General features: G+C 67.2%; 21 protein-coding genes. 10 read left to right on the forward strand and 11 right to left on the reverse strand.

Annotated features, from left to right (window positions below):
• Positions 1-317 precede the first annotated feature (317 nt).
• From NM2_RS21990 to NM2_RS22005, 3 genes are all read left to right on the forward strand, one after another.
• The gene (locus tag NM2_RS21990) at positions 318-866 is read left to right on the forward strand and encodes a low molecular weight protein-tyrosine-phosphatase (protein WP_281182526.1); all 549 of its coding nucleotides are present in this window, start codon (positions 318-320) and stop codon (positions 864-866) included.
• A gap of 5 nt (positions 867-871) precedes the next feature.
• Positions 872-1,855, forward strand: coding sequence for an SURF1 family cytochrome oxidase biogenesis protein (locus NM2_RS21995; protein WP_067672070.1), 984 nt, complete (start codon positions 872-874; stop codon positions 1,853-1,855).
• A 454-nt stretch (positions 1,856-2,309) separates the two neighbouring features.
• Positions 2,310-3,800: a cation:proton antiporter domain-containing protein gene (locus NM2_RS22005; protein ID WP_067671967.1), complete on the forward strand. Its 1,491-nt coding sequence runs from the start codon at positions 2,310-2,312 to the stop codon at positions 3,798-3,800.
• Between the two features lie 8 nt (positions 3,801-3,808).
• Here NM2_RS22005 and NM2_RS22010 read toward each other — a convergent pair whose 3' ends face one another.
• Positions 3,809-4,750, reverse strand: coding sequence for a cobalamin biosynthesis protein (locus NM2_RS22010; RefSeq protein WP_067671971.1), 942 nt, complete (start codon positions 4,748-4,750; stop codon positions 3,809-3,811).
• 279 nt (positions 4,751-5,029) lie between these two features.
• Here NM2_RS22010 and sigJ point away from each other — a divergent pair, with 279 nt between their 5' ends.
• A complete protein-coding gene (sigJ, locus tag NM2_RS22015) occupies positions 5,030-5,950 on the forward strand; it encodes an RNA polymerase sigma factor SigJ (RefSeq protein ID WP_067671974.1) in 921 nt (306 codons plus the stop codon).
• Between the two features lie 30 nt (positions 5,951-5,980).
• Here the strand turns inward: sigJ and ald are convergent, their stop codons facing one another.
• The 3 genes from ald to NM2_RS22030 all read right to left on the reverse strand — a co-directional run bounded on the left by ald (position 5,981) and on the right by NM2_RS22030 (position 7,818).
• On the reverse strand, positions 5,981-7,099 hold the full coding sequence (gene ald / locus NM2_RS22020) for an alanine dehydrogenase (protein ID WP_067672074.1): 1,119 nt from the start codon (positions 7,097-7,099) through the stop codon (positions 5,981-5,983).
• A gap of 201 nt (positions 7,100-7,300) precedes the next feature.
• Positions 7,301-7,504, reverse strand: coding sequence for a hypothetical protein (locus NM2_RS22025; protein ID WP_067672077.1), 204 nt, complete (start codon positions 7,502-7,504; stop codon positions 7,301-7,303).
• On the reverse strand, positions 7,501-7,818 hold the full coding sequence (locus NM2_RS22030; protein WP_157121237.1) for a hypothetical protein: 318 nt from the start codon (positions 7,816-7,818) through the stop codon (positions 7,501-7,503). Before NM2_RS22030 ends, NM2_RS22025 begins: the two co-directional genes overlap by 4 nt.
• Positions 7,819-7,957: 139 nt before the next feature.
• Here NM2_RS22030 and NM2_RS22035 point away from each other — a divergent pair, with 139 nt between their 5' ends.
• Complete coding sequence (locus tag NM2_RS22035; protein ID WP_067671979.1) at positions 7,958-8,689, forward strand: helix-turn-helix domain-containing protein; 732 nt, start codon at positions 7,958-7,960, stop codon at positions 8,687-8,689.
• Positions 8,690-8,699: 10 nt separating this feature from the next.
• On the forward strand, positions 8,700-9,182 hold the full coding sequence (locus tag NM2_RS22040) for an NUDIX hydrolase (RefSeq protein WP_067671981.1): 483 nt from the start codon (positions 8,700-8,702) through the stop codon (positions 9,180-9,182).
• On the opposite strand, the gene NM2_RS22045 is transcribed toward NM2_RS22040, so the two are convergent.
• Positions 9,158-9,685: an HD domain-containing protein gene (locus NM2_RS22045; RefSeq protein ID WP_169816219.1), complete on the reverse strand. Its 528-nt coding sequence runs from the start codon at positions 9,683-9,685 to the stop codon at positions 9,158-9,160. The two genes, NM2_RS22040 and NM2_RS22045, sit on opposite strands and share 25 nt — an antisense overlap.
• 62 nt (positions 9,686-9,747) lie before the next feature.
• Entirely contained in the window at positions 9,748-10,320 is a 573-nt protein-coding gene (locus NM2_RS22050) for an LURP-one-related/scramblase family protein (protein WP_218025963.1), read from the reverse strand.
• A gap of 129 nt (positions 10,321-10,449) precedes the next feature.
• On the opposite strand from NM2_RS22050, the gene NM2_RS22055 reads away from it, so the two are divergent.
• From NM2_RS22055 to NM2_RS22065, 3 genes are all read left to right on the forward strand, one after another.
• Positions 10,450-10,965 (forward strand): gamma carbonic anhydrase family protein, encoded by a 516-nt coding sequence (locus NM2_RS22055; RefSeq protein WP_067671988.1) that lies wholly within the window; start codon positions 10,450-10,452, stop codon positions 10,963-10,965.
• Between the two features lie 152 nt (positions 10,966-11,117).
• Entirely contained in the window at positions 11,118-11,297 is a 180-nt protein-coding gene (locus NM2_RS22060) for a hypothetical protein (RefSeq protein WP_067671991.1), read from the forward strand.
• Positions 11,298-11,381: 84 nt separating this feature from the next.
• Entirely contained in the window at positions 11,382-12,002 is a 621-nt protein-coding gene (locus NM2_RS22065) for a TetR/AcrR family transcriptional regulator (RefSeq protein ID WP_067671994.1), read from the forward strand.
• 7 nt (positions 12,003-12,009) lie between these two features.
• On the opposite strand, the gene NM2_RS51740 is transcribed toward NM2_RS22065, so the two are convergent.
• From NM2_RS51740 to NM2_RS22085, 4 genes are all read right to left on the reverse strand, one after another.
• On the reverse strand, positions 12,010-14,226 hold the full coding sequence (locus NM2_RS51740) for an Eco57I restriction-modification methylase domain-containing protein (RefSeq protein ID WP_245718160.1): 2,217 nt from the start codon (positions 14,224-14,226) through the stop codon (positions 12,010-12,012).
• Between the two features lie 162 nt (positions 14,227-14,388).
• Positions 14,389-15,237, reverse strand: coding sequence for an MspA family porin (locus tag NM2_RS22075; protein WP_067671997.1), 849 nt, complete (start codon positions 15,235-15,237; stop codon positions 14,389-14,391).
• A 23-nt stretch (positions 15,238-15,260) separates the two neighbouring features.
• Positions 15,261-15,860: an MspA family porin gene (locus NM2_RS22080; RefSeq protein WP_245718155.1), complete on the reverse strand. Its 600-nt coding sequence runs from the start codon at positions 15,858-15,860 to the stop codon at positions 15,261-15,263.
• A 197-nt stretch (positions 15,861-16,057) separates the two neighbouring features.
• A complete protein-coding gene (locus tag NM2_RS22085; RefSeq protein ID WP_067672003.1) occupies positions 16,058-16,852 on the reverse strand; it encodes a nuclear transport factor 2 family protein in 795 nt (264 codons plus the stop codon).
• Between the two features lie 141 nt (positions 16,853-16,993).
• Between NM2_RS22085 and NM2_RS22090 the strand changes: the two genes are divergently transcribed.
• Positions 16,994-17,707, forward strand: coding sequence for a SanA/YdcF family protein (locus NM2_RS22090; RefSeq protein ID WP_084531413.1), 714 nt, complete (start codon positions 16,994-16,996; stop codon positions 17,705-17,707).
• 74 nt (positions 17,708-17,781) lie between these two features.
• Here the strand turns inward: NM2_RS22090 and NM2_RS22095 are convergent, their stop codons facing one another.
• Positions 17,782-18,336 (reverse strand): TetR/AcrR family transcriptional regulator, encoded by a 555-nt coding sequence (locus NM2_RS22095; protein WP_067672082.1) that lies wholly within the window; start codon positions 18,334-18,336, stop codon positions 17,782-17,784.
• Positions 18,337-18,467: the final 131 nt, after the last annotated feature.

Below are 18,467 nucleotides of genomic sequence, written 5' to 3' on the forward strand. Positions count from 1 at the left end.
ACCGTCGCAGTCAGGACGGATCCACCCCTCGGGCAACTCCCGCACGCCGCCCGCGACGACTCTCTGCCCTCCGACCAGGTCACCGAGAATCTGATGCGCATGCTCAGCACGAGAGGTCCGATCCGCGCCTCCGCGCACCGCGCAGACCGGCACGCTGCGCAGACCGGCACCGCTGCGGTGACCCCGGCGAGGTGAAGCGGCATCCGGGGCAGGCGATAGACTCGGCGAGCAGGCTCGGCGTGGCCGTGGAGCCGTCGTCGCCACGCACTGGGATACGAACGCGGCCGATATCGTAGGAGATTCGCAGGATGGACCCCGTGACCACGCAAACGTCCTGGTCACACGATATTTCCACGCCATCGGCGCTGCATGTGACATTCATCTGCACCGGGAATATCTGCCGGTCCCCGATGGCCGAGAAGATCTTCGTCGCGAACGTCGAGCGCGCCGGGCTCGCGGATCGGGTGCGGGTGAGCAGCGCCGGGACCACCCCGTGGCACGCCGGATCCGACGCCGACCCGCGCACCACGGCGGTCCTGGCTCGCCACGGCTACCCGACCGGCCACGTCGCCGCGATGATCGGGCCGGACCATCTGAGCGCCGATCTGGTCATCGCCCTCGACAGCCAGCACGATCGGGAACTGACCCGGCTCGGAGTGCCCACGGCCCGGCGTCGGCTGCTGCGCAGTTTCGATCCGCACGCCCCCGCGCCCGACGTCTCCGATCCCTACTACGGCGACGACCACGACTTCGAGATCGTCCGCGAGAAGATCGAAGCGGCCATACCCGGACTGCTCGACTGGGTGCACGATCAGCTCGCCGCGGACCCCACCGGCGGCGCGCGCGGACACGGCGATCCGCTGTGAACGTGATGCGACGGCTGTCCTTCCTGCTCCGGCCGAGCTGGGCGATTCTGGCCGTGGTGGTCGTCGCGTTCGCGTACCTGTGCTTCACGGTGCTCGCGCCCTGGCAGCTGGGTAAGAACATCTCGACCTCACACCGGAACAATCTGATCGCCGACTCGGTCGACGCCGCACCCGTCCCGGTCGGGCAGTTCCTGGCCGACCCGAAGGCCGAAGACACCGAATGGCGGCGGGTCACGGCCACCGGCAGCTATGTGCCCGGCTCGACGGTGCTCGAACGGCTACAGCGGTTGAACGACAAGCCCGCCTACGGCGTCCTGTCCGAATTCCGCCTCGACGACGGCCGCGCCCTGCTGGTCGACCGCGGCCTCGTCGGCGCACCCGACGGCTCCCAGCTGCCGTCCATCGCCGAACCACCGGCCGGACAGCAGCACATCGAGGGACGGGTGCGGAAATCCGAGGGCGTCATTCCCGGCAAGGAGCCGATGACGCAGGACGGCTACCGGCAGGTGTACTCCATCGACACCACCCAGCTCTCCACCGTGCTCGGCGCCCCGCTGACCACGATCCCGACCGGCGGCGCGGGCGGTTACCTGCAATTGAGCGACGACCAGCCCGGCGCGTTCACTCCTCAGCCCCTGCCGCAGCTCGACGCGGGCCCCTACCTGTCCTACGGCCTGCAATGGATCGCCTTCGGCGTCATGGCCCCGCTCGGCCTCGGCTATTTCGTGTACGCCGAGATCCGCGAGCGTCGCCGCGAGCGCGCCACGGCATCGAGCGATTCCGCCCCCGCTCCCACCGAACCGGATACTGCGGCAACCACTTCCGCCGCACCCGCGGCCGAACCCGCCGGCCCGCCTCCCACCGAGACGACCGACGACACCCCGAAACCGGCCCAATCCGCCCCCACCGCAACCGAACCGGCGTCCACTCCGCGCGTTCGTTCCAACTCCGAACGTCTCGCCGACCGCTACGGCGGCATGCGCCGCTGAACGATCGCCCCGAGCAGGACGCCTCGAAGTGTCGGCGTCATGTGGGCCCGACCAGCTCGCCTCCGCAACCGCGGTGCCCGTCGTCATCGACGTCCGCATAGTTCGATCCGACGGGTAATGATCACTGATACAGGCGAAGTGATCCAGCGGGCGCATCGACCTCAGGCCGCCGAATTCGGACGCCTGCCGATCAGAGAGCCGGTCGAAGATCAGCGGTGTGCCGCCGAGGATTCCGGGGCCCGGTCCGCGGTGAGCGAACCGGCGCGATCCGGGCAATTCGGACAGCGCGATGCAGGTTGCGGATCAATGAACCGTTAAGGTTGTACGCAGGTGTGTCGGGAAGTCTGGTCGACAGGATTCGTCAGCGGATTCGAGAAAGGACCTCCGTGCGCACACCACATCGCAGCACCACCCGGCGATCTCGTTCCGGGAGCGTTCCCGAGGAACGGTGGCGATGAACGATGTGACGCCGTTCGCGGTCGCGCTGTTGGTCGCCTCGCTCGTGGGTCTGGCGGCGGTGCTGTCCAATCGCCTCGGCGAGTGGTTTCCGGTTCCCGCGCCCGCGTTGTTCCTGGTCGGCGCCGCGGCGGCCTCGGACATCTGGCCCGGCCTGGAGAAGATCCCGATCACGCTGGTCGAACAGATCGTCACCGTCGCGCTGCTGGTGATCCTGTTCGACGGCGGCATGCAGATCGGCTGGCGGCGTTTCCGGGCCAATGCGGGGGCCATCACCTGGATCGGAGTGGCCGGAACACTGGTGACGGCCGCCGCGGTGGCGCTGGCCGCGCATATGCTCTTCGGGCTCGACTGGCGTATCGCGCTACTGCTCGGGACGGCGTTGTCGCCGACCGACCCGGCGGTGGTGTTCTCGGTGCTGGGACGCCGGCAGATCGGCGGGCGCGGCGGGGTCGTGCTGCAGGGCGAATCGGGGGCCAACGATCCGGTCGGCATCGCCCTGCTGGTGGTGCTGCTCGGCGCGAGCCGGATCGATATGCACTCGATCGGCTCGGTGCTGGGCGAATTCGCGGTGCAGATCGTCGTCGGCGCGGTGGCCGGACTGGTCGGCGGGCTGGGGCTGCTGTGGTTCATGCGGCGGGTGCCGCTTCCGGCAGCGGGACTGTATTCGCTGCGGGTACTGATGTGCGTGATCGCCATCTACGGCGCGACGACCCTCGCGCACGGTTCCGGATTCCTGGCCGTCCTGGTGGCGGGCGTGGTCATCGGCGGGCAGCGCGCGCCCTACCGCGCCGATATCGAGCGATTCCATTCGGCGCTGGCCAGTCTGGGCGAGATCGTGGCGTTCGTCATGCTCGGATTCACCATTCGAGTCACCGGCCCGCACGGCGTGGTCGCCGGCGGCGCGTGGTGGATCGGACTGCTGCTCGCGATGCTGCTGACCCTCGTGATCCGGCCGCTACTGGTCGGCGCGCTGATCTGGCGGATGCGTCTGGCCCGCGGTGAGCGGCTGTTCGTGCTGTGGACCGGCCTCAAGGGCGCGGTGCCGATTCTGCTGGGCACCTACATTCTGCGAGCCGAGGTTCCCGACGCCCAGCGGGCCTACGAGATCATCTTCGTTGTGGTGGCGTTCTCGGTCATCGTGCAGGGCAGCGTGGTTCCGATTCTGGCCCGGCGACTGGGAATTCCGTTGCAGACGGTAAATCCGCGCCCGTGGACGATGAACGCCCGTTTCGAGGAGGAACCGGACAGCCTGCACCGCTTCACCGTCGCCGCCGGTTCGTTCGCCGACGGGACCACCGTCGCCGAACTCCCCTCGGACGACCTGTGGATCAGCGTCATCATCCGGCGCGGCCGCCTGGTCACCGTCACCCCGGAAACCCTGCTGCACAGCGGTGACGAGGTGCTGATCCTCGCCGAACCAGATTCTCGCGCAACGATTTCGGATCTGTTCAGTTCAGATACTATTGGCCCACAGCAGCTTTCGTGAGATCGTGATCAAAGCAGTCGAGCGAGGGCAGCGGTGAGCGCCGCGGCGAACTGGACCGCCTCCGAAAGGCGCACGGCGCGACGCAGATCCGCGACGCGGGGCGCGGGACCGTCACCGAGGGTGGGGCGCAGTTCCGTGCCGTGGCGGTACTGGGTGCGCCCGCCCAGACGTACGCCAAGGGCACCGGCCATCGCGGATTCGGCGACGCCCGCATTCGGGCTCGGATGTTTCGCGGCATCACGGCGCCAGGCGCCCAGCGCGGCGGCGGGACGTCCGCCGACCAGCGGGGACAGGGCCGCGGTGAGCACGCCGCTCACCCGCGCCGGGAACAGGTTGGCCAGATCGTCGGTACGGGCGGCGGCCCAGCCGAACTTCCGGTAACGATCGTTTCGGTAGCCGACCATCGCGTCCAGGGTGTTCACCGCGCGGTAGGCCAGCAGCCCCGGGATTCCGGCCAGCGCACCCCACACCAGCGGCGCCACGGTCGCGTCCGAGGTGTTCTCGGCAATGGATTCGACTGCGGCACGGGCCAATCCGTCCGCATCGAGCACCTTCGGATCGCGCCCGCACAGCGACGGCAGCAGCGCGCGAGCCCCGTCCACATCCCCCGCCTCCAGCCGATCGGCCATCGCCCGCCCGGTCCGCGCCAGCGTCGTGCCACCCAGAACGGTCCAGGTCGTCAGCGCGGTCAGCCCCGCGCCCACCGCGAACCGTCCGACCGTCCGCTCTCCCCGCGTCAGCCGGTCGGCCGCCACACCCAGTACCGCGGTCCCCCCGACGAGAAGGACCTCGTGCACCACCCCGGCCACCCGGCCGTCCCGATAGGTCACCGACTCCAATGCCGCGGCCGCCGAACCGAATCCGGCCACCGGATGCCACCGCCGCGGATCCCCCAACGCCCGGTCCAGCCCGAACCCCAGCACCAACCCCGCCGCCGTCGACATCCGCATAACCACCGACCGAGACTAACGCGGCAAGTCACCGCGCATCACCGGCCGGGTTCCCGCCCAGCCCACACCGCATCGCCCGTGTCGTTCGCCGTCGTCGCGGGGTCTGCCGCAAGGAACCCCGTCGCCGGACTTCACATTGTCAGGCGCGGCCGTGAAAGATGGCTCGGGTGAGTTCGCGGCCCGGGGATATTGTCGTGTCACACATCCGGCGGCGATTTCGTCCACCTGTCGACGGATGGGCTCGCGCCACGAGGCGCGGGACGGCAGTGAGGATGCACAGTGACGACCGACGACATCGACAGGGCCGAGCTGGCTCGGCAGTTCGAGGAGCATCGGCAGTATCTGCGGCGGCTGGCCTACAGCACGCTGGGCAGTCTCAGCGACGCCGATGACGTGGTGCAGGAGGCGTGGCTGCGGTTGCAGCGCTGGCACGAGAATCGCGCGCCGGGTGAGCGGATCGACAATCTGCGGGCCTGGCTGTCCACCGTCACCGGGCGGCTGGCGCTCGATCAGCTGGGGTCGGCGCGCGCCCGCCGCGAACAGTACGTCGGCGAGTGGCTGCCGGAGCCGCAGGTGAGCACGGATGACGACCCCGCCGACCGCGTCACCCAGGATGAACGCGTCACCACCGCGCTGCTGGTCGTGCTGGAGTCGCTCACCCCCGCCGAACGCACCGCATTCGTGCTGCAGGAGGTATTCGGCATGACGGGCCCCGAGGTGGCCGAGGTCGTCGGCCGTACCCCGGCGGCGGTACGGCAACTGGCCTCCCGCGCCCGCAAGCACGTCGAGGAGGGCACTCCGCGCTTCCCGGCGAGCGCCGACGAGCACGGCAAGGTGGTCTCCGCCTTCGCCCTGGCCTGGCGAACCGGGGATATGAGCGCACTGCTGGGCGTGCTGGACCGGAACGTGGTGCTCACCGCCGACGGCGGCGGCAAGGTCCCGGCGGTCCGCCGGCCGGTGCGCGGATCCGAACTGATAGCCAAGCTGTTCCTCGGCTGGTATCGGGGGGCGACATCGGGGGCGTGGGGCCGGGAAGTCCGGGTCAACGGCGAACCCGGACTGCTGGTCTTCGACGGCACCTACCCCGGGGTGATGTCCTTCACCGTCGAACGGGGTGTCATCACGGCCATCCACGTCGTCCGCAATCCCGACAAACTGCGTCACCTGCCCGAGGAGCCGGAGCCCGACTGGTACCTGTAGGTATCGGGCCGACGTCGCTGAGCATCGGTTTCACGCCTCATCACTGGGCAGGTAGACGACCGCGACCAGACCGTGCGCATTGGCCACTTCGGCCGAAAACAGTTGTCCCGCATCGGCTGTCAGTCCTTGACCGAGCCCCGGATCGGCTCGGCAGGCGTCCCGCCACCCGTGACTCGCTATCGCTCGCACATACGGCAGTGTGGCGTTGGTCAGCGCGACGGTCGCGGTGTGCGGGACCGCACCGGGCATATTCGCCACGCAGTAGAACAGTGAATCGGCTACCCGGAAGGTCGGGTCGGCATGTGTTGTGGGATGGGAGCTTTCGAAGCAGCCGCCCTGATCGATCGCGATGTCGACCAGCACCGAACCGGGCCGCATCCGGGCCACCAGTGTGTCCGGAACCAGTTGCGGCGCACGGGCTCCCGGCACCAGGACCGAGCCGATCACCAGATCCGCGCCGATCACGGCCCGGTCGACCTCGGCGGTATTGGATCCGATGGTGGCGAGCCTGCCGCCGAAACGAGCGTCGAGCTCGCGTAATCGCACCGGATTCGTATCGAGCACCGTGACGTGCGCGCCCATACCCACTGCGACGACCGCGGCATTGGAACCGGCCACACCGCCGCCCAGCACCGTCACCTCGGCCGGGCGCACCCCCGGCACACCACCCAGCAATACTCCAGCACCGCCGTTGGGCGACGTCAGGTGCTGCGCGCCGACCTGCGCACCGAGCCTGCCCGCGACCTCGCTCATCGGCGCGAGCAGTGGCAGCGATCCCCCGGGCCCGCGCACCGTCTCGTAGGCGATTGCGGTGATCCCGGAACGCAGAATCGCCTCTGTGCACTCCCGTGAAGCGGCCAGATGCAGAAAGGCGAACAACACCTGCCCCGCCCGCATTCGCGAATACTCCTGTGCAACAGGCTCTTTCACCTTCAAAACCAGATCCGCGGCACCCCACACCGCCTCCCCCGACCCCACGATCCGCGCCCCCGCCTCCCGATACCCCGCATCCGAGAACCCCGACCCCACCCCCGCACCCGCCTCCACGAGCACCTCATGCCCATCCCGCCCCAACTCCCCCGCCCCCGCCGGAGTCAACGCCACCCGCGCCTCCTGCGGCTTGACCTCCCGCGGAATCCCGATTCTCATAACGCCATCGTCACCCACCACCACCCCCGACACCACGACCCAACCGCCGCGATTCACAGATTGGCAATCATCCGGCAACTGAACGTCGCGATTCTCCGCACCCCGACCAGCGGCGAGCGCGTCGCATGATCCGACTCCGAGCTGGCGCTCGGGCCGTTTCGAGCGCACTCCATCAGGGGCAACACCACTGGGACGGAGTATTCACAGAGCCTCGTCGGCAGCCAACAACAATGCCGCCTCCAGGTGGACGACGCATTCATCCGGAGGATGGTGCCGATGGATCAACCTCAGCTGTCGAGCACGCTCGGCTGTCAACTCGATCAGATGCGCCTGACACATGAACTCGGCCAGCAGACCATCCGCGTGGACGAACGTCCGATGCCCCAGCGGCTCCGGAAGCGTCACGGACACACCCGGGCCCAGAAATCGCCTTGCACCCTGTCCCACAACCAATCCCACGCCGCATGACGCTCCCGAGCAGCCACCAGATCGGTGCCGACCGGAAACACCGCCTCCTCCGCATCGCCGAACATATTGCGCACCAACATGATCTCGATTGCCCCCGCCTGGTCTCGGGTGACCCGCCAGACGACTTCCACCCCGTTCGCCTCGGTCCGATACACGGCATCCACACCGTGCGTCAGCCGCCGAACAGTCTCCGACTCGGGCACCGCGGATGCGTGTCCGCTCCGAATTCCGTAGGTATCCAACGAATTCACAGAAACTCCCTGTCCTACTTCTTATTTCAAGGTCACTCGACTCCCGCAACCTCTGGCAGATCAAGAGTCTCGCGACATACAGGGACGAATTAACCCGAAAATCAGGACACTTGGGGACACTTCTTCATAGGCTGACAGCATGACCAACGAGCGACTCAGGGGAGCAATGGCAGCCGCTAACCTCACCAAACATGCTCTGGCCGAACGGCTCGATGTCAGCACCAAGACTGTCGAGCGATGGATCACCCAGGATCGCTGTCCACATCCGAGCCTCCGACTGGAAGTTTCCCGCGTACTGGGCCGCGACGAGACGTACCTGTGGCCCCAACTGCTTGCGGGCAGCCGATCGGCCGCCGCATCTCTGTCGGAGTTGGTTCAGATCTGGCCGACTCGGCCCGAAGTGCCACATGAGGTTTGGCGAACTGTCATGCGGCAGGCCGGGGAAGAGATCGATGTCCTGGTATACGCGGGAGGGTTCCTGGTCGAGTCTCTCGACTTCGCCAACGTCATTCGTATCAAGGCGAATGCCGGGGTGCGGATTCGTATTCTGCTGGGAGAGAGCGATTCGCCGGAAGTCCTCGCCCGTAGCCGTGAAGAGGGTTTGCCGTCACTTCCGCAGCGATGTCTGTCGACATTGGAATACCTCCGCGAAACGATGGATCTGCCGATGGTCGACATCCGAACTCATCGAACTCCGCTGTACAACAGCATCTATCGATTCGATGATTCGATGCTCGTCAACACTCACAGTTTCGGCGCCTACGCTGCGAAGTCTCCGGTCCAGCATCTTCAGAACGTGCCTGGCGGTCGTCTCTTCTCCTACTACCGCGACTCCTTCGAGGCGGTCTGGAGGACAGGGCGTCCCGCGTAGTCTGGCGGCTATGGGACGCCGAATCGACTATCACCAGGACCCTGCCGCACCCGCCGCGAACAGCGTGCGGCCCAGTGCGGCCGCGTTCGTCCGCCGAGCCGACGCAGTCCTACTGATATGCCGATCGGACAACGGGAACTGGTCGATGCCCGGAGGAGCACATGATCCGGGAGAGTCTCTGACGCACACAGCGGTCCGCGAGACGTTGGAGGAGACGGGCGTCAACATCCATGTGACCGGCGTCGTCGGAATCTTCACGGATCCGACCCACGTTATCCACTACACCAGCAACGACGAGGTTCGACAGGAATTCACAGTCGTATACCGAGCTGAACCTATCGGCGGGCACCCCACGACGAGCGAGGAAAGCACCCGGGTCGAATGGGTGCCGATCGAACAGATCCCCTCTTTGACAATGGACGGAAGCCAGCGCAAACGCATCGAATGGGCACTGGACGAGAGCCAGCCCTACATCGACCCCGAAACTCGCTGAAATGCTTGCCGCAGTTGCGGTTCCGCTCGAGTGATCGCGGTATGGACGGTGCTCCCCGGCTCATATCGGCGGAGAATTTCGGTCAACCGCTCGTCCAGAGTGAACTCTTCGCCTTTCGGTCCCGTGGAGAGGTCGGCCCACCAGAGAAAATCATCAGCGGCATCGATTCCGTCCATCTCGGACGACCGGAACTCGTCGAAGATCTGCACGTCCAAGCCACGCACCGCCGCCTCGACCTGCGCGGCGGTATGGAACGCCACCATGTGGCACACGACAGGCGAATAGCCGCGAGAGCGCAACAGCCGCGCACCGTCGATCGGATGAAACCCGAGATCCGGATAGCCGTAGCCCACGTCGTGCAAATAAGCCGCGGTAACCGCGTCGGCGCGAAGCTCGGTGGGCAGGTAGCTCGCGACTTTCTCCACCCGTCGCCCGACCGCCAGTGAATGAGCGCGCCGCGACACCGTCAGCGGAGACAGCAATTCGGCCACAGCCTCGTTCACCGCAGCCATGCTACGCGCCGGCAGCACACGGTCGGCTCGGGCTCGTGCGGCGACGAACTGTCCTAATCGCTTTCGCGGTCGGCGGCGACAAGCTCGTCGACGCAGACGACGATCGCCAAGGCCAGGGGGACGTCGGGGTGGTAGATCTCGACGCCGTAGCTGTCGCGGATGCGGAACCACTTGCGGGAGGTCTCGGCGACGATGCCCTGCGGGCCCTCGAGGGTGTAGTTCTTCTCGATGAGGTCGCCGTGCGCGGTCCATCGCTCACCGTCGGCCAGCGTGATGGTGAAACTGTGCCGCAGTGGGCTGAACAGCTTCTTGCGGACGGTGGCCGCATGCCTGCCGCCGGTGCTCACGACCATGGCGTTGCGCAGCGCGAACACCTTTTTCCGACCGACCGCGTACACCTCCCCCTGCGGCCCCCGCAGCTGGAAGGTCCGGCGGAATGCCAGGACCTTGCCGTCGACGAGAAACGCCTTGTTCCCCGACTCGTCGGACACCCAGTAATCCTGCCCGAAGCCCAGCACACGCTGCCGCATCACATATCGCACATCTCCAGTCTGCCCGAACATCGCCTGCCGGAACCCTCTCTCCGGCAGGACAACTGCCGCGACACCGCCCCCGGGCTCGGTCACGGTCCACGCCCCCACCCACTCCAACAAGGGCGGCGACTCGGCCGCGCATGCCCTGCCCCGTCAGGCCGCGAGTGCGCATAAGGGGTCACACAGCGAGCCCTCACCAACCCGGCCGGTAGGTTGGCGATCATGATGATCAAGCTGGGTGAGCATGCGCCGCAAGTCGCGGACACCGCGTGGGTGGCGCCGAACGCGACGGTGATCGGACGAGTGCGGCTGGGCGCGGAGGTCGGCATCTGGTACTCGGCGGTACTGCGCGGCGACCTGGAGGACATCACCGTCGGCGCGCGGACCAATATCCAGGACGGCTGTGTGCTGCACGCGGATCCGGGCTTCCCACTCACGGTTGGCGATGGCGTCTCGGTAGGGCACAACGCGATCCTGCACGGCTGCACGATCGGCGACAACGTCCTGGTCGGCATGGGCGCGACCGTGCTGAACGGCGCCGTGATCGGCGAGGGCAGCCTGATCGCGGCCAACGCGCTGATTCCGGAGGGCGCGCGGATTCCGCCCGGATCACTGGTGGCCGGGGTGCCCGGGAAGGTGCGCCGCGAACTCGGCAAGGCGGAGGTCGAACGGATCAGCCTGAACGCCACTGTGTATCTGCACAATCTGGCCATACACCGGGACGCCACCGAGGTGTGACTCATCACATAGAGCTCGAATCGGGGTTGCCGAGTCTTGCTAGCATCGTGGCAGCGTGCTCGAACTCCGGGTCGTGCGGCCGAGACGGCTGGCAGCACAAGGGATATCACCCTGGCGACAGGCACGCTGGCGTTGGGCAAGGAGGTTTCACGGTGTCGTGCGAGCAGTCCGGTATGCACCGATCCAGCGAGCGAATCAGTGTGGCCGATATCGCGGCCCAGCCGGGGGGCGTCGAGGCGTTGCAGCGCCGGGTTCACGAATTACGTTCCAGCGGAATCCACTTCGCCGCGAACGCGATCGAGCGGGAGATGGACGCACTGAATCTGCGGTGAGCGCGGGCGCCCCTCGGCGGCGATGAGACAATGAGAGGCGTCCGCCCGCAGCGACGCGGTATCCGCCGACCCACTGGAGGCTCGATGCCCACCGTTCACGCGATCCTGGCCCGCATCCTGGAAAAGCCTCGGGCCGAAGGTGAGCATCTGCTCGAAAGCGCGTTGTCGGCATTCCTGGACTTCGGTATCAAACGCACCAGTATGGGCGAGGTCGCGCGCCGCGCCGGGATCAGCCCGGCCACCCTCTATCGGCGATACGAGTCGAAGAACGATCTGGTGCAGGCCGTTGGCGTGCGGGAGGCGCAGCGATTCGTCGCCGACATCGACGACCGCGTACAGGCCATCACCGACGCTGAGGACCAGTTGGCGGAGATCTTCGTCGCCTTCATCACCTCACTGGCCCGCAACGAACTGCTGCAACGCCTGCTGCGTACCGAACCGGATCTGATCCTGCCGCGCCTGACCACCCAGGCCGGACCGATACTCGCCGTCGGACGCGCCTACCTGGCCGGCAAACTGCGCGCACTCCACAGGAACGACACCGAACCGGATTTCGACGCCGACCTGGTCGCGGAGATCATGGCGCGCCTGGCGCAGTCCCTGGCGCTGACCCCTGACGGGCTGATCCCCCTGAGCGACGAGGCGGCCGCACGGGAATTCGCCCGCCGAACCCTGCTACCGATGCTCGGCGGACATCGCCACTGAACCAGCGCTATCCCAGGGCATTCGGGGTGTCGAACATCGGTGCGGGCGAACATGATTCGTCCTCGAGATGCTCCGTCCCCAACCCGAACGCAGCCGCAACCCATTCGTCCAATGCCCGCGGATCCGGCGCGACGTCTTCATCCACCACGGCACGAACTCCGCTGACGAGTGCGGCCGCCGCCGCGGTCGACGGATCCGGAACCGGAAGGCGCGCAACGTACTGCGTGATCCACCGCCGCCGCGCGGCATAGAGCCGATTACCGCACACCGCATCGTAGAAACGCAGTCCCAGCGCCGAATTCGCCACTCCCATCAGCAAATACGCCAAATCATCGCTGCCGATATCGGGCATCGAGATCCAGTAGCAGTCACCGTTGACGATCGCACCGCTGCGATCGAGCGCGAAACGCGGCGCAACACTGATATCGGGAAAGACCAGCTTCGGGTGCCGCCACAGATGCGGACGCTGCGGCACCCAGATCTCGAACCATTCCCGCCCGGTCGCGGTGAGATAGTCCCGCGCGGCCAGCACATCCTTGTGTTCGGCGAGATAGGCTGCCGCGGCAGGGAATCCGGCCAGGTCCACCGGCGTGCGCCGCGAGCAGCTCACATCGTACGGATACAGCACCCTCCTCGGCCGCTCCCGGGAGATCCGCCACGGCGCCAGATCGTGATGGGTGATCAGATCGAACAGCAGCTCCGGCTCCGGCGGCGACTGCCGATGCTCCCACCGATCGGAGATGAACACCCGGTCCGCCGTCGTCTTTATCCCCACCCGAATCCGCGCCACCTCACCGAAGGTCCGCCACGTCCCGCCCCGCACCCGCCGCAGCCACTCGTCCACACTCGGCCGCGACATCCGCCACGGCGTCGCCACATCCACCACGGCAGGCGCGCTCCGCAGGTGGCTGCTCGTATACCCCGAATCATCTTGCACCACAAGAACATCGAGATCCGCCGACCTCGTCCCATCGCGATTCACGGCAGTGACACCCGATGACCTCGACCGCACAGAATCGCGCGAATCGTCGACCCGCGCAGCGGAACTCGATACCGCATCCGGACCCGCCGACGACGTGGACGCCCCCGCTCCCATCACCCCAGCCACATCGCGGTATACGGCGGTAATACCCATCGGGACCGATCCCGCAGAATCGCCCGAATCATCCACCTGCGCAGCAGAACCTGATATCGATCCAGGACCGTCCGGCGACGCGCCCATCGCACCAGCCCGCTCGCGTCCCCGAACATCGGGACCCGCCGCCGTGATCCCGGCGTCCAGGGCCCCGCTGGAGGCGCCCGGCTCCCGGCACACCGCTCCGGCTTCCCGAGGAGTAGATCCAGCCGAATCTCCCTGCCGTGCAGCGCTACCCGGGTCCAAGGTGCCCGCTTCGATCGCGATGTGGCGGCCGTCGTGACGCAGGGAGCATTCGCGGGCGGCTGCCAGGGCGGCGAAAAGGTCCAGGGTGCTGGTGGATTCGCCGTCGGGGATCTCGTAGGCCGAAACGTAGCGGCAGGGAGTCGCGACCGAGGCGCGCACCGCGACGGTGACGGCCGGTAGCACCGCGGCCTCGAAGAGTTTGGTGTCGCCCAGGTCGTAGAGTTCGACCGGAGTGAGTTCGGCGCGCAACAGCGCGCGCAGGTTCGCGCCCGCCTTGGTGGTGAGAAAGCGGTTGGCGCACAACAAGCCCAGGACGCCCCCGGGCCGCAGTAATCGGGGCACGCTGGCGACGAACGGGTGGGTCAGATCGATCCGGCCGCGCAGTCCGAAGCGCACGCTCAGCAGGCGCGCGGTCGCCCCGCCCAGCTGCTGGGTCCGGACATAGGGCGGATTGGTGATCACCGCGTCGAAACTGCCCTCCGCCAATTCCTCGGCGGCACAGAGGAAGTCACCCACACACCAGGTGACCGGGAGCCCCGCGGCACGCTCCCGCGCGAGCGCGATGGCCGCGGCATCCAGGTCGAAGCCGGTGAGCTGAACCGAGATTCCGGGAAAACGCCGCACCGCCGCCCGGTGCACCGCCAGCAGCAGTTCCCCGTCTCCGCACGCGGGGTCCAGAATTCGCAAACTCCCCTGCGGCACAACATGTTCCAGCAGACGCTCGGCCAGGAACTCGGCCAGCCGGACCGGTGTGTAGTGCCGCCCGTGCCGTTTGCGCACCCCTGCCCCGGCGGTCGTCCTCGTCCGCCGGTCCGCCGCTGCCCGCCCGCCCCGGCTGTCCATACCGGCCCATTCTGCCCGGGTGAACCGGCAAATATCGGGTGACGAGCCGATCAACTCGATCGAATTCACCGTCGGGAACACCCGCACACGACAGTGGGCTCGCGGGGACGCCGTCCCTGCGAGCCCACTCGACTCGTTCGCAGCTCACCGATCCGGGAAGACTCAGCCGAGGCTGAAAGGCTTGCCCCATACCGTCTCGGTGGAATCCATGACGTTGTCGTGCAGTACGACCGTGGTGTACGCGCGAGCCTCGGCGTATCCGGCGCAGCCGTCCACCGAGATCGTGTGGTTGACGTACTGGGTCGTACCGGAGGTGCCGGTGAAGTTGTAGACCTGGATCATCTTGCTGGCGACCTTGCCCGGCTTGAGCGTTATCGACATCGACGGATCGGTGTACGGCGTGATGCCCGAGCTGCCGAGGCTCGCACCGCTGTCACCGGGAGAGACGGAGAGACCGCCGCCGCCACCGCCGCCTCCCCCACCGCCGCCACCGCCGCCACCGCTGCCGCCGCCGGAGTTCTCACCTCCCGAGTCGTCACCGCCGCCGTTCTCGTCCGGCTTGTTCCCGCCGTTGTTGCCGGACTGGGAATTGTTCTGATCGGCGGTGTTCCCGCTGCCGTTGGCGTGCACGCCGCTGCCCAGATCTACCTGGCAACCCACCAGGTAGCCGGTCTCGATCCGCCCGCCGGTGATCTTCACCGAGCCGGGAGCCGTGGCCTGCACCGAGGCCACCGCCGAGACCATCGCGTTGCGCGAGAGCGGGCTCGAGGCCATCGATCCGGAGATCGTGGCGCTCTCGCCGGTGCGATCGACGTGGACGGTGACGCCGTCGTGCGTGGTGTAGGAGGCGTGGCCATTCGGCAGCGGCACATGGGTGTCCGCACCGGCCGACCCGCCGACCCCCAGCACGAGCGGTACGCACACACCCGCCACGATCGTGCTGCCCAGCACGCCTCGCACGGCGCGATTGCACTGCGGCGCGACGAATGTCGTTGTGGCACCGGTATTCATCGAAGATTTCGACCTCATCGCCCTCATCCGATGCTGAACGGTTTGCCGTACAGGGTGACCTCGGCGGTGCCGCGGCTGTTGGTGACCGTCAGCGTGCTGAACGCGCGGGCCTGCGCATATCCGGCGCAGCCGTCGACCTGCACGCCGCGGTCGTGGTACTCGACGCCGATCGCGCCGGCTTTCGGATCCATCTTCTTGGTGCCGAATTTCACCTGCGTCACGCCGCCGGGCACCAGATTGATACTGGGGACGATCTCCGGATATGCCGAATCGGGCTGGACGTAGACGTCGCCGCCGAGCGAGAGCCCTCCGGACAGGTCCACCTGGCATCCGACCAGATAGCCGGTCACCAGCGTGCCGCCGGTCGCTCCCGGTGCCGTCGCGAAGACCGTGGCCGACATGGTGGCGGTGCGCGAAAGACCATTGTAAGCAAGTGATGGGGAGATGACGGCCTTCTCACCGGTACGACTCAGATCGACCGCGATACCGGTCGCGGTGGTGAAGGTCTGCCGGCCATTTGGCAGCGGAACAACCGTATCTGCTTGCGCCACACCACATCCGAGCATCACGACGGCGAGCCCCACCCCACCGCGGACGAGCCAGCGACCGGCTCCTGAAACCACTCTCATATTTCCTTCATCGTTTGTTCGGGCAAGCGCAGCCAACAGTTCTCGATCTAGGTAAAAATCAGCTGTGAGCCGACGGGGAGTTTGCCGGGAAACACTGTGCCACGGCACAAATACGGCGGTCCCGCTCGCGGTGTCCAGAGACAGTACTCCTGCGTACTGGACGGTCGGACGCGATATGTCCCCGGTCCGGATCAGCCGGACACGTAGACCCGGACCGCCGATACGCGTCCCCCGCGCGCCACGACGATCTCGGTGATCCCGCGTCCGGCGGTCGTCGCCACCGACGCGGTCACATACCGCCCGGCCACTATCGGCTTGCTGATCTCGGTTCCGGCGGCCTGCGCGACGAAGGCGGCCGGGTCCACCGCGATTCCCGCGGGCCATTCGAGCACCGCGTCCGGGGTCAGCGCCGCTCGCACCCGGTCGACGTCCCCGCGCGCGGCGTCCTCGATCAGTCCCGTCGCAGCCCGCTTACCGGCCGCACCGACCCGCACGAAGCCTCGCGCGAAGCCCAGCGCCCCACCGATTCCCTGATTGCCCAGCAGTTGCGGCGCCAACCGCACCGCCGCCGCGAGTCCCCGCACACCGGCGGCCAGCAACTGCACGATCATCACCGGCAGTTCCCAATGAGCGTGCAGCTCACGGATTCTCAGCGCGTCGTCCACCCGCTCGAGGTCGTAGCGCAGATGCATGGGCACCCGCAGCGTGACGCCCGTGGACATGGTGGTCTCGATCACCAGATCCCGGAAAACCGTTGTGCCGCATACCACGTCGTGCTCGACCCGGAAGGCGATGCCATTGGGCGCGATGAACGTGTCGTAGAAGCGCTCGATCGCCGCGCGCCCGATGTGCGGACGCGATCCGACCGGATCCTCGACCCGGGCCCCGGAGGCGAACAACCCGACCCAGGCCGCGCGGTCGTGCACGGCGACCGCCCGCGGTGATGCCTCGACGGCGGCCAGCAGTTCCGATCCGGTTTCGGACATCTTTTCCCTTCGCGACGTGGGGCGATGACCCCACCACTAAGCTATGACCCCAGCCCTAATCTATAACGTGTTCTACTTCATGTCACGAGTGCGAGAAAATGGATTCCGGATCGACCGCCCCACCGGGCAGACTCTCCGAACATGAGTCCGCGTGATACGCCCTCGGGGGTGGGAGCTCTCATCAGGCCCTGGCTGCGGCCGAAAGTTCTGCTCCGGGTAGCGGCGGTGGCCGCGCTCACGGCGATGGTGCTGGTCGGCGTCTGCATCGGCGTCGTCCGATGGCGCGCGAGCGGTCTGGAGTATTCCGAAACCTCGGTGCCGCCCGCCGACGTCGCCCTGGTACCGGGTGCGGAGATCTATCCGAACGGCCAGCCCTCCCCCTACGTCGCCGGTCGGCTCGACCTGGCACGCACACTGCTGAATACGGGCAGGGTCAAAGCGCTGCTGCTGACCGGTGACTTCGGCACGCCGACCTACGACGAACCCGATGCGATGCGCAAGTACCTGATCGGCAAGGGTGTGCCCGCGAACAGGATCGCCCTGGATTACGCGGGTTTCGACACCTATCAGTCCTGCGCTCGCGCCTACCGCATCTTCGGGGTGCGCAACGCGATCGTGGTCACCCAGGATTTCAGCGTCCCGCGCAGCATCGCCCTGTGCCGGTCGGTGGGCATCCGGACCAACGCGGTCGGCGATCACAGCCAGGCGCACAACGCGACCTACGACAAGTGCTGGCTGCGTGATCAAATCGCCGCGGTCAAGGCGGTGTATTCGATGGTGGTGCAGCCCGATCCGAAATTCCTCGGCCGCCAGGAGACCTCGGTCCGCGACGCCATGGCCGCGAACCCGCGCTGATCCGATCGGCGGCTCGGCATTTCACGCGGCTCCGTCGATTACCTTCTACCGCAGTAGAATTCGACAGATCAACATCAGCGGTCCCGCTTGCCGGCGCCCAATCCGCGCAGCAGGGTGTCCACAACCACATCGGCGGCCTGTGCGGCGCTGAGCTCCGGCAGATCCTCCGCGGCCCGCAACAGCAGGGACGGCAGCAGCGCACCGATCCAGCCCGGCGGCAGATCCTCGCGGAGCAGCCCCTCGTCGAGGGCGCGTCGCAGGAAGTGATCGACCTCATCGATGAACCGCGCACGGCGGTCGCGAATCGTGTTCTCGGACAACATGCGGAACGTCTCGACGGGCCAGCGGCGGTTCACCTCGATGATCCCCTCCACATAGCGGTGCAGCGCGACGGCGACGGGCGCCTCCCGCAATCTCGCCGCGGCGATCACCTCCTCGACCGCGTCATAGCGCGCGCGGTACACCGCGGCGAGCAGGTCCTCCCGCGAGGCGAAGCGGCGGTAGACGGTTCGCCGGTCCACCCCGGCGGCAGCGGCGATGGCGGTGATACTCGCCGAGGGATCGTCGGCGAGCAGTCGCGCGCCGGTGCGCAGGACGAGTTCCAGATTGTGTGCCGCATCCGCTCTCACCACCCCACGGTATCCGGCGTTGCGACCGATCAACGAACATCGGTCACTTCGATGTGGAATAAATTTCTCTAACTGCTACGTTCCTGTGACAGTTAGATACGTACGGATGGCTCGCCCACCCGACGCGGACG

Origin of the sequence: Nocardia miyunensis NBRC 108239 (genome assembly GCF_001613065.1) — a bacterium.
In the GTDB taxonomy this organism is placed as follows: domain Bacteria; phylum Actinomycetota; class Actinomycetes; order Mycobacteriales; family Mycobacteriaceae; genus Nocardia; species Nocardia miyunensis.

Bases quoted from the DNA above. Each gene is read 5' to 3' on its own strand.
- NM2_RS22035 (WP_067671979.1), top strand. From the start codon at position 7,958: ATGACCAACGAGCGACTCAGGGGAGCAATGGCAGCCGCTAACCTCACC.
- NM2_RS51740 (WP_245718160.1), bottom strand. From the start codon at position 14,226: ATGGACAGCCGGGGCGGGCGGGCAGCGGCGGACCGGCGGACGAGGACG.
- NM2_RS22065 (WP_067671994.1), top strand. From the start codon at position 11,382: ATGCCCACCGTTCACGCGATCCTGGCCCGCATCCTGGAAAAGCCTCGG.
- NM2_RS22075 (WP_067671997.1), bottom strand. From the start codon at position 15,237: ATGAATACCGGTGCCACAACGACATTCGTCGCGCCGCAGTGCAATCGC.
- NM2_RS22010 (WP_067671971.1), bottom strand. From the start codon at position 4,750: ATGCGGATGTCGACGGCGGCGGGGTTGGTGCTGGGGTTCGGGCTGGAC.
- NM2_RS21995 (WP_067672070.1), top strand. From the start codon at position 872: ATGCGACGGCTGTCCTTCCTGCTCCGGCCGAGCTGGGCGATTCTGGCC.
- ald (WP_067672074.1), bottom strand. From the start codon at position 7,099: ATGAGAATCGGGATTCCGCGGGAGGTCAAGCCGCAGGAGGCGCGGGTG.
- NM2_RS22040 (WP_067671981.1), top strand. From the start codon at position 8,700: ATGGGACGCCGAATCGACTATCACCAGGACCCTGCCGCACCCGCCGCG.
- NM2_RS22085 (WP_067672003.1), bottom strand. From the start codon at position 16,852: ATGTCCGAAACCGGATCGGAACTGCTGGCCGCCGTCGAGGCATCACCG.
- NM2_RS22090 (WP_084531413.1), top strand. From the start codon at position 16,994: ATGAGTCCGCGTGATACGCCCTCGGGGGTGGGAGCTCTCATCAGGCCC.
- NM2_RS22005 (WP_067671967.1), top strand. From the start codon at position 2,310: ATGAACGATGTGACGCCGTTCGCGGTCGCGCTGTTGGTCGCCTCGCTC.
- NM2_RS22055 (WP_067671988.1), top strand. From the start codon at position 10,450: ATGATGATCAAGCTGGGTGAGCATGCGCCGCAAGTCGCGGACACCGCG.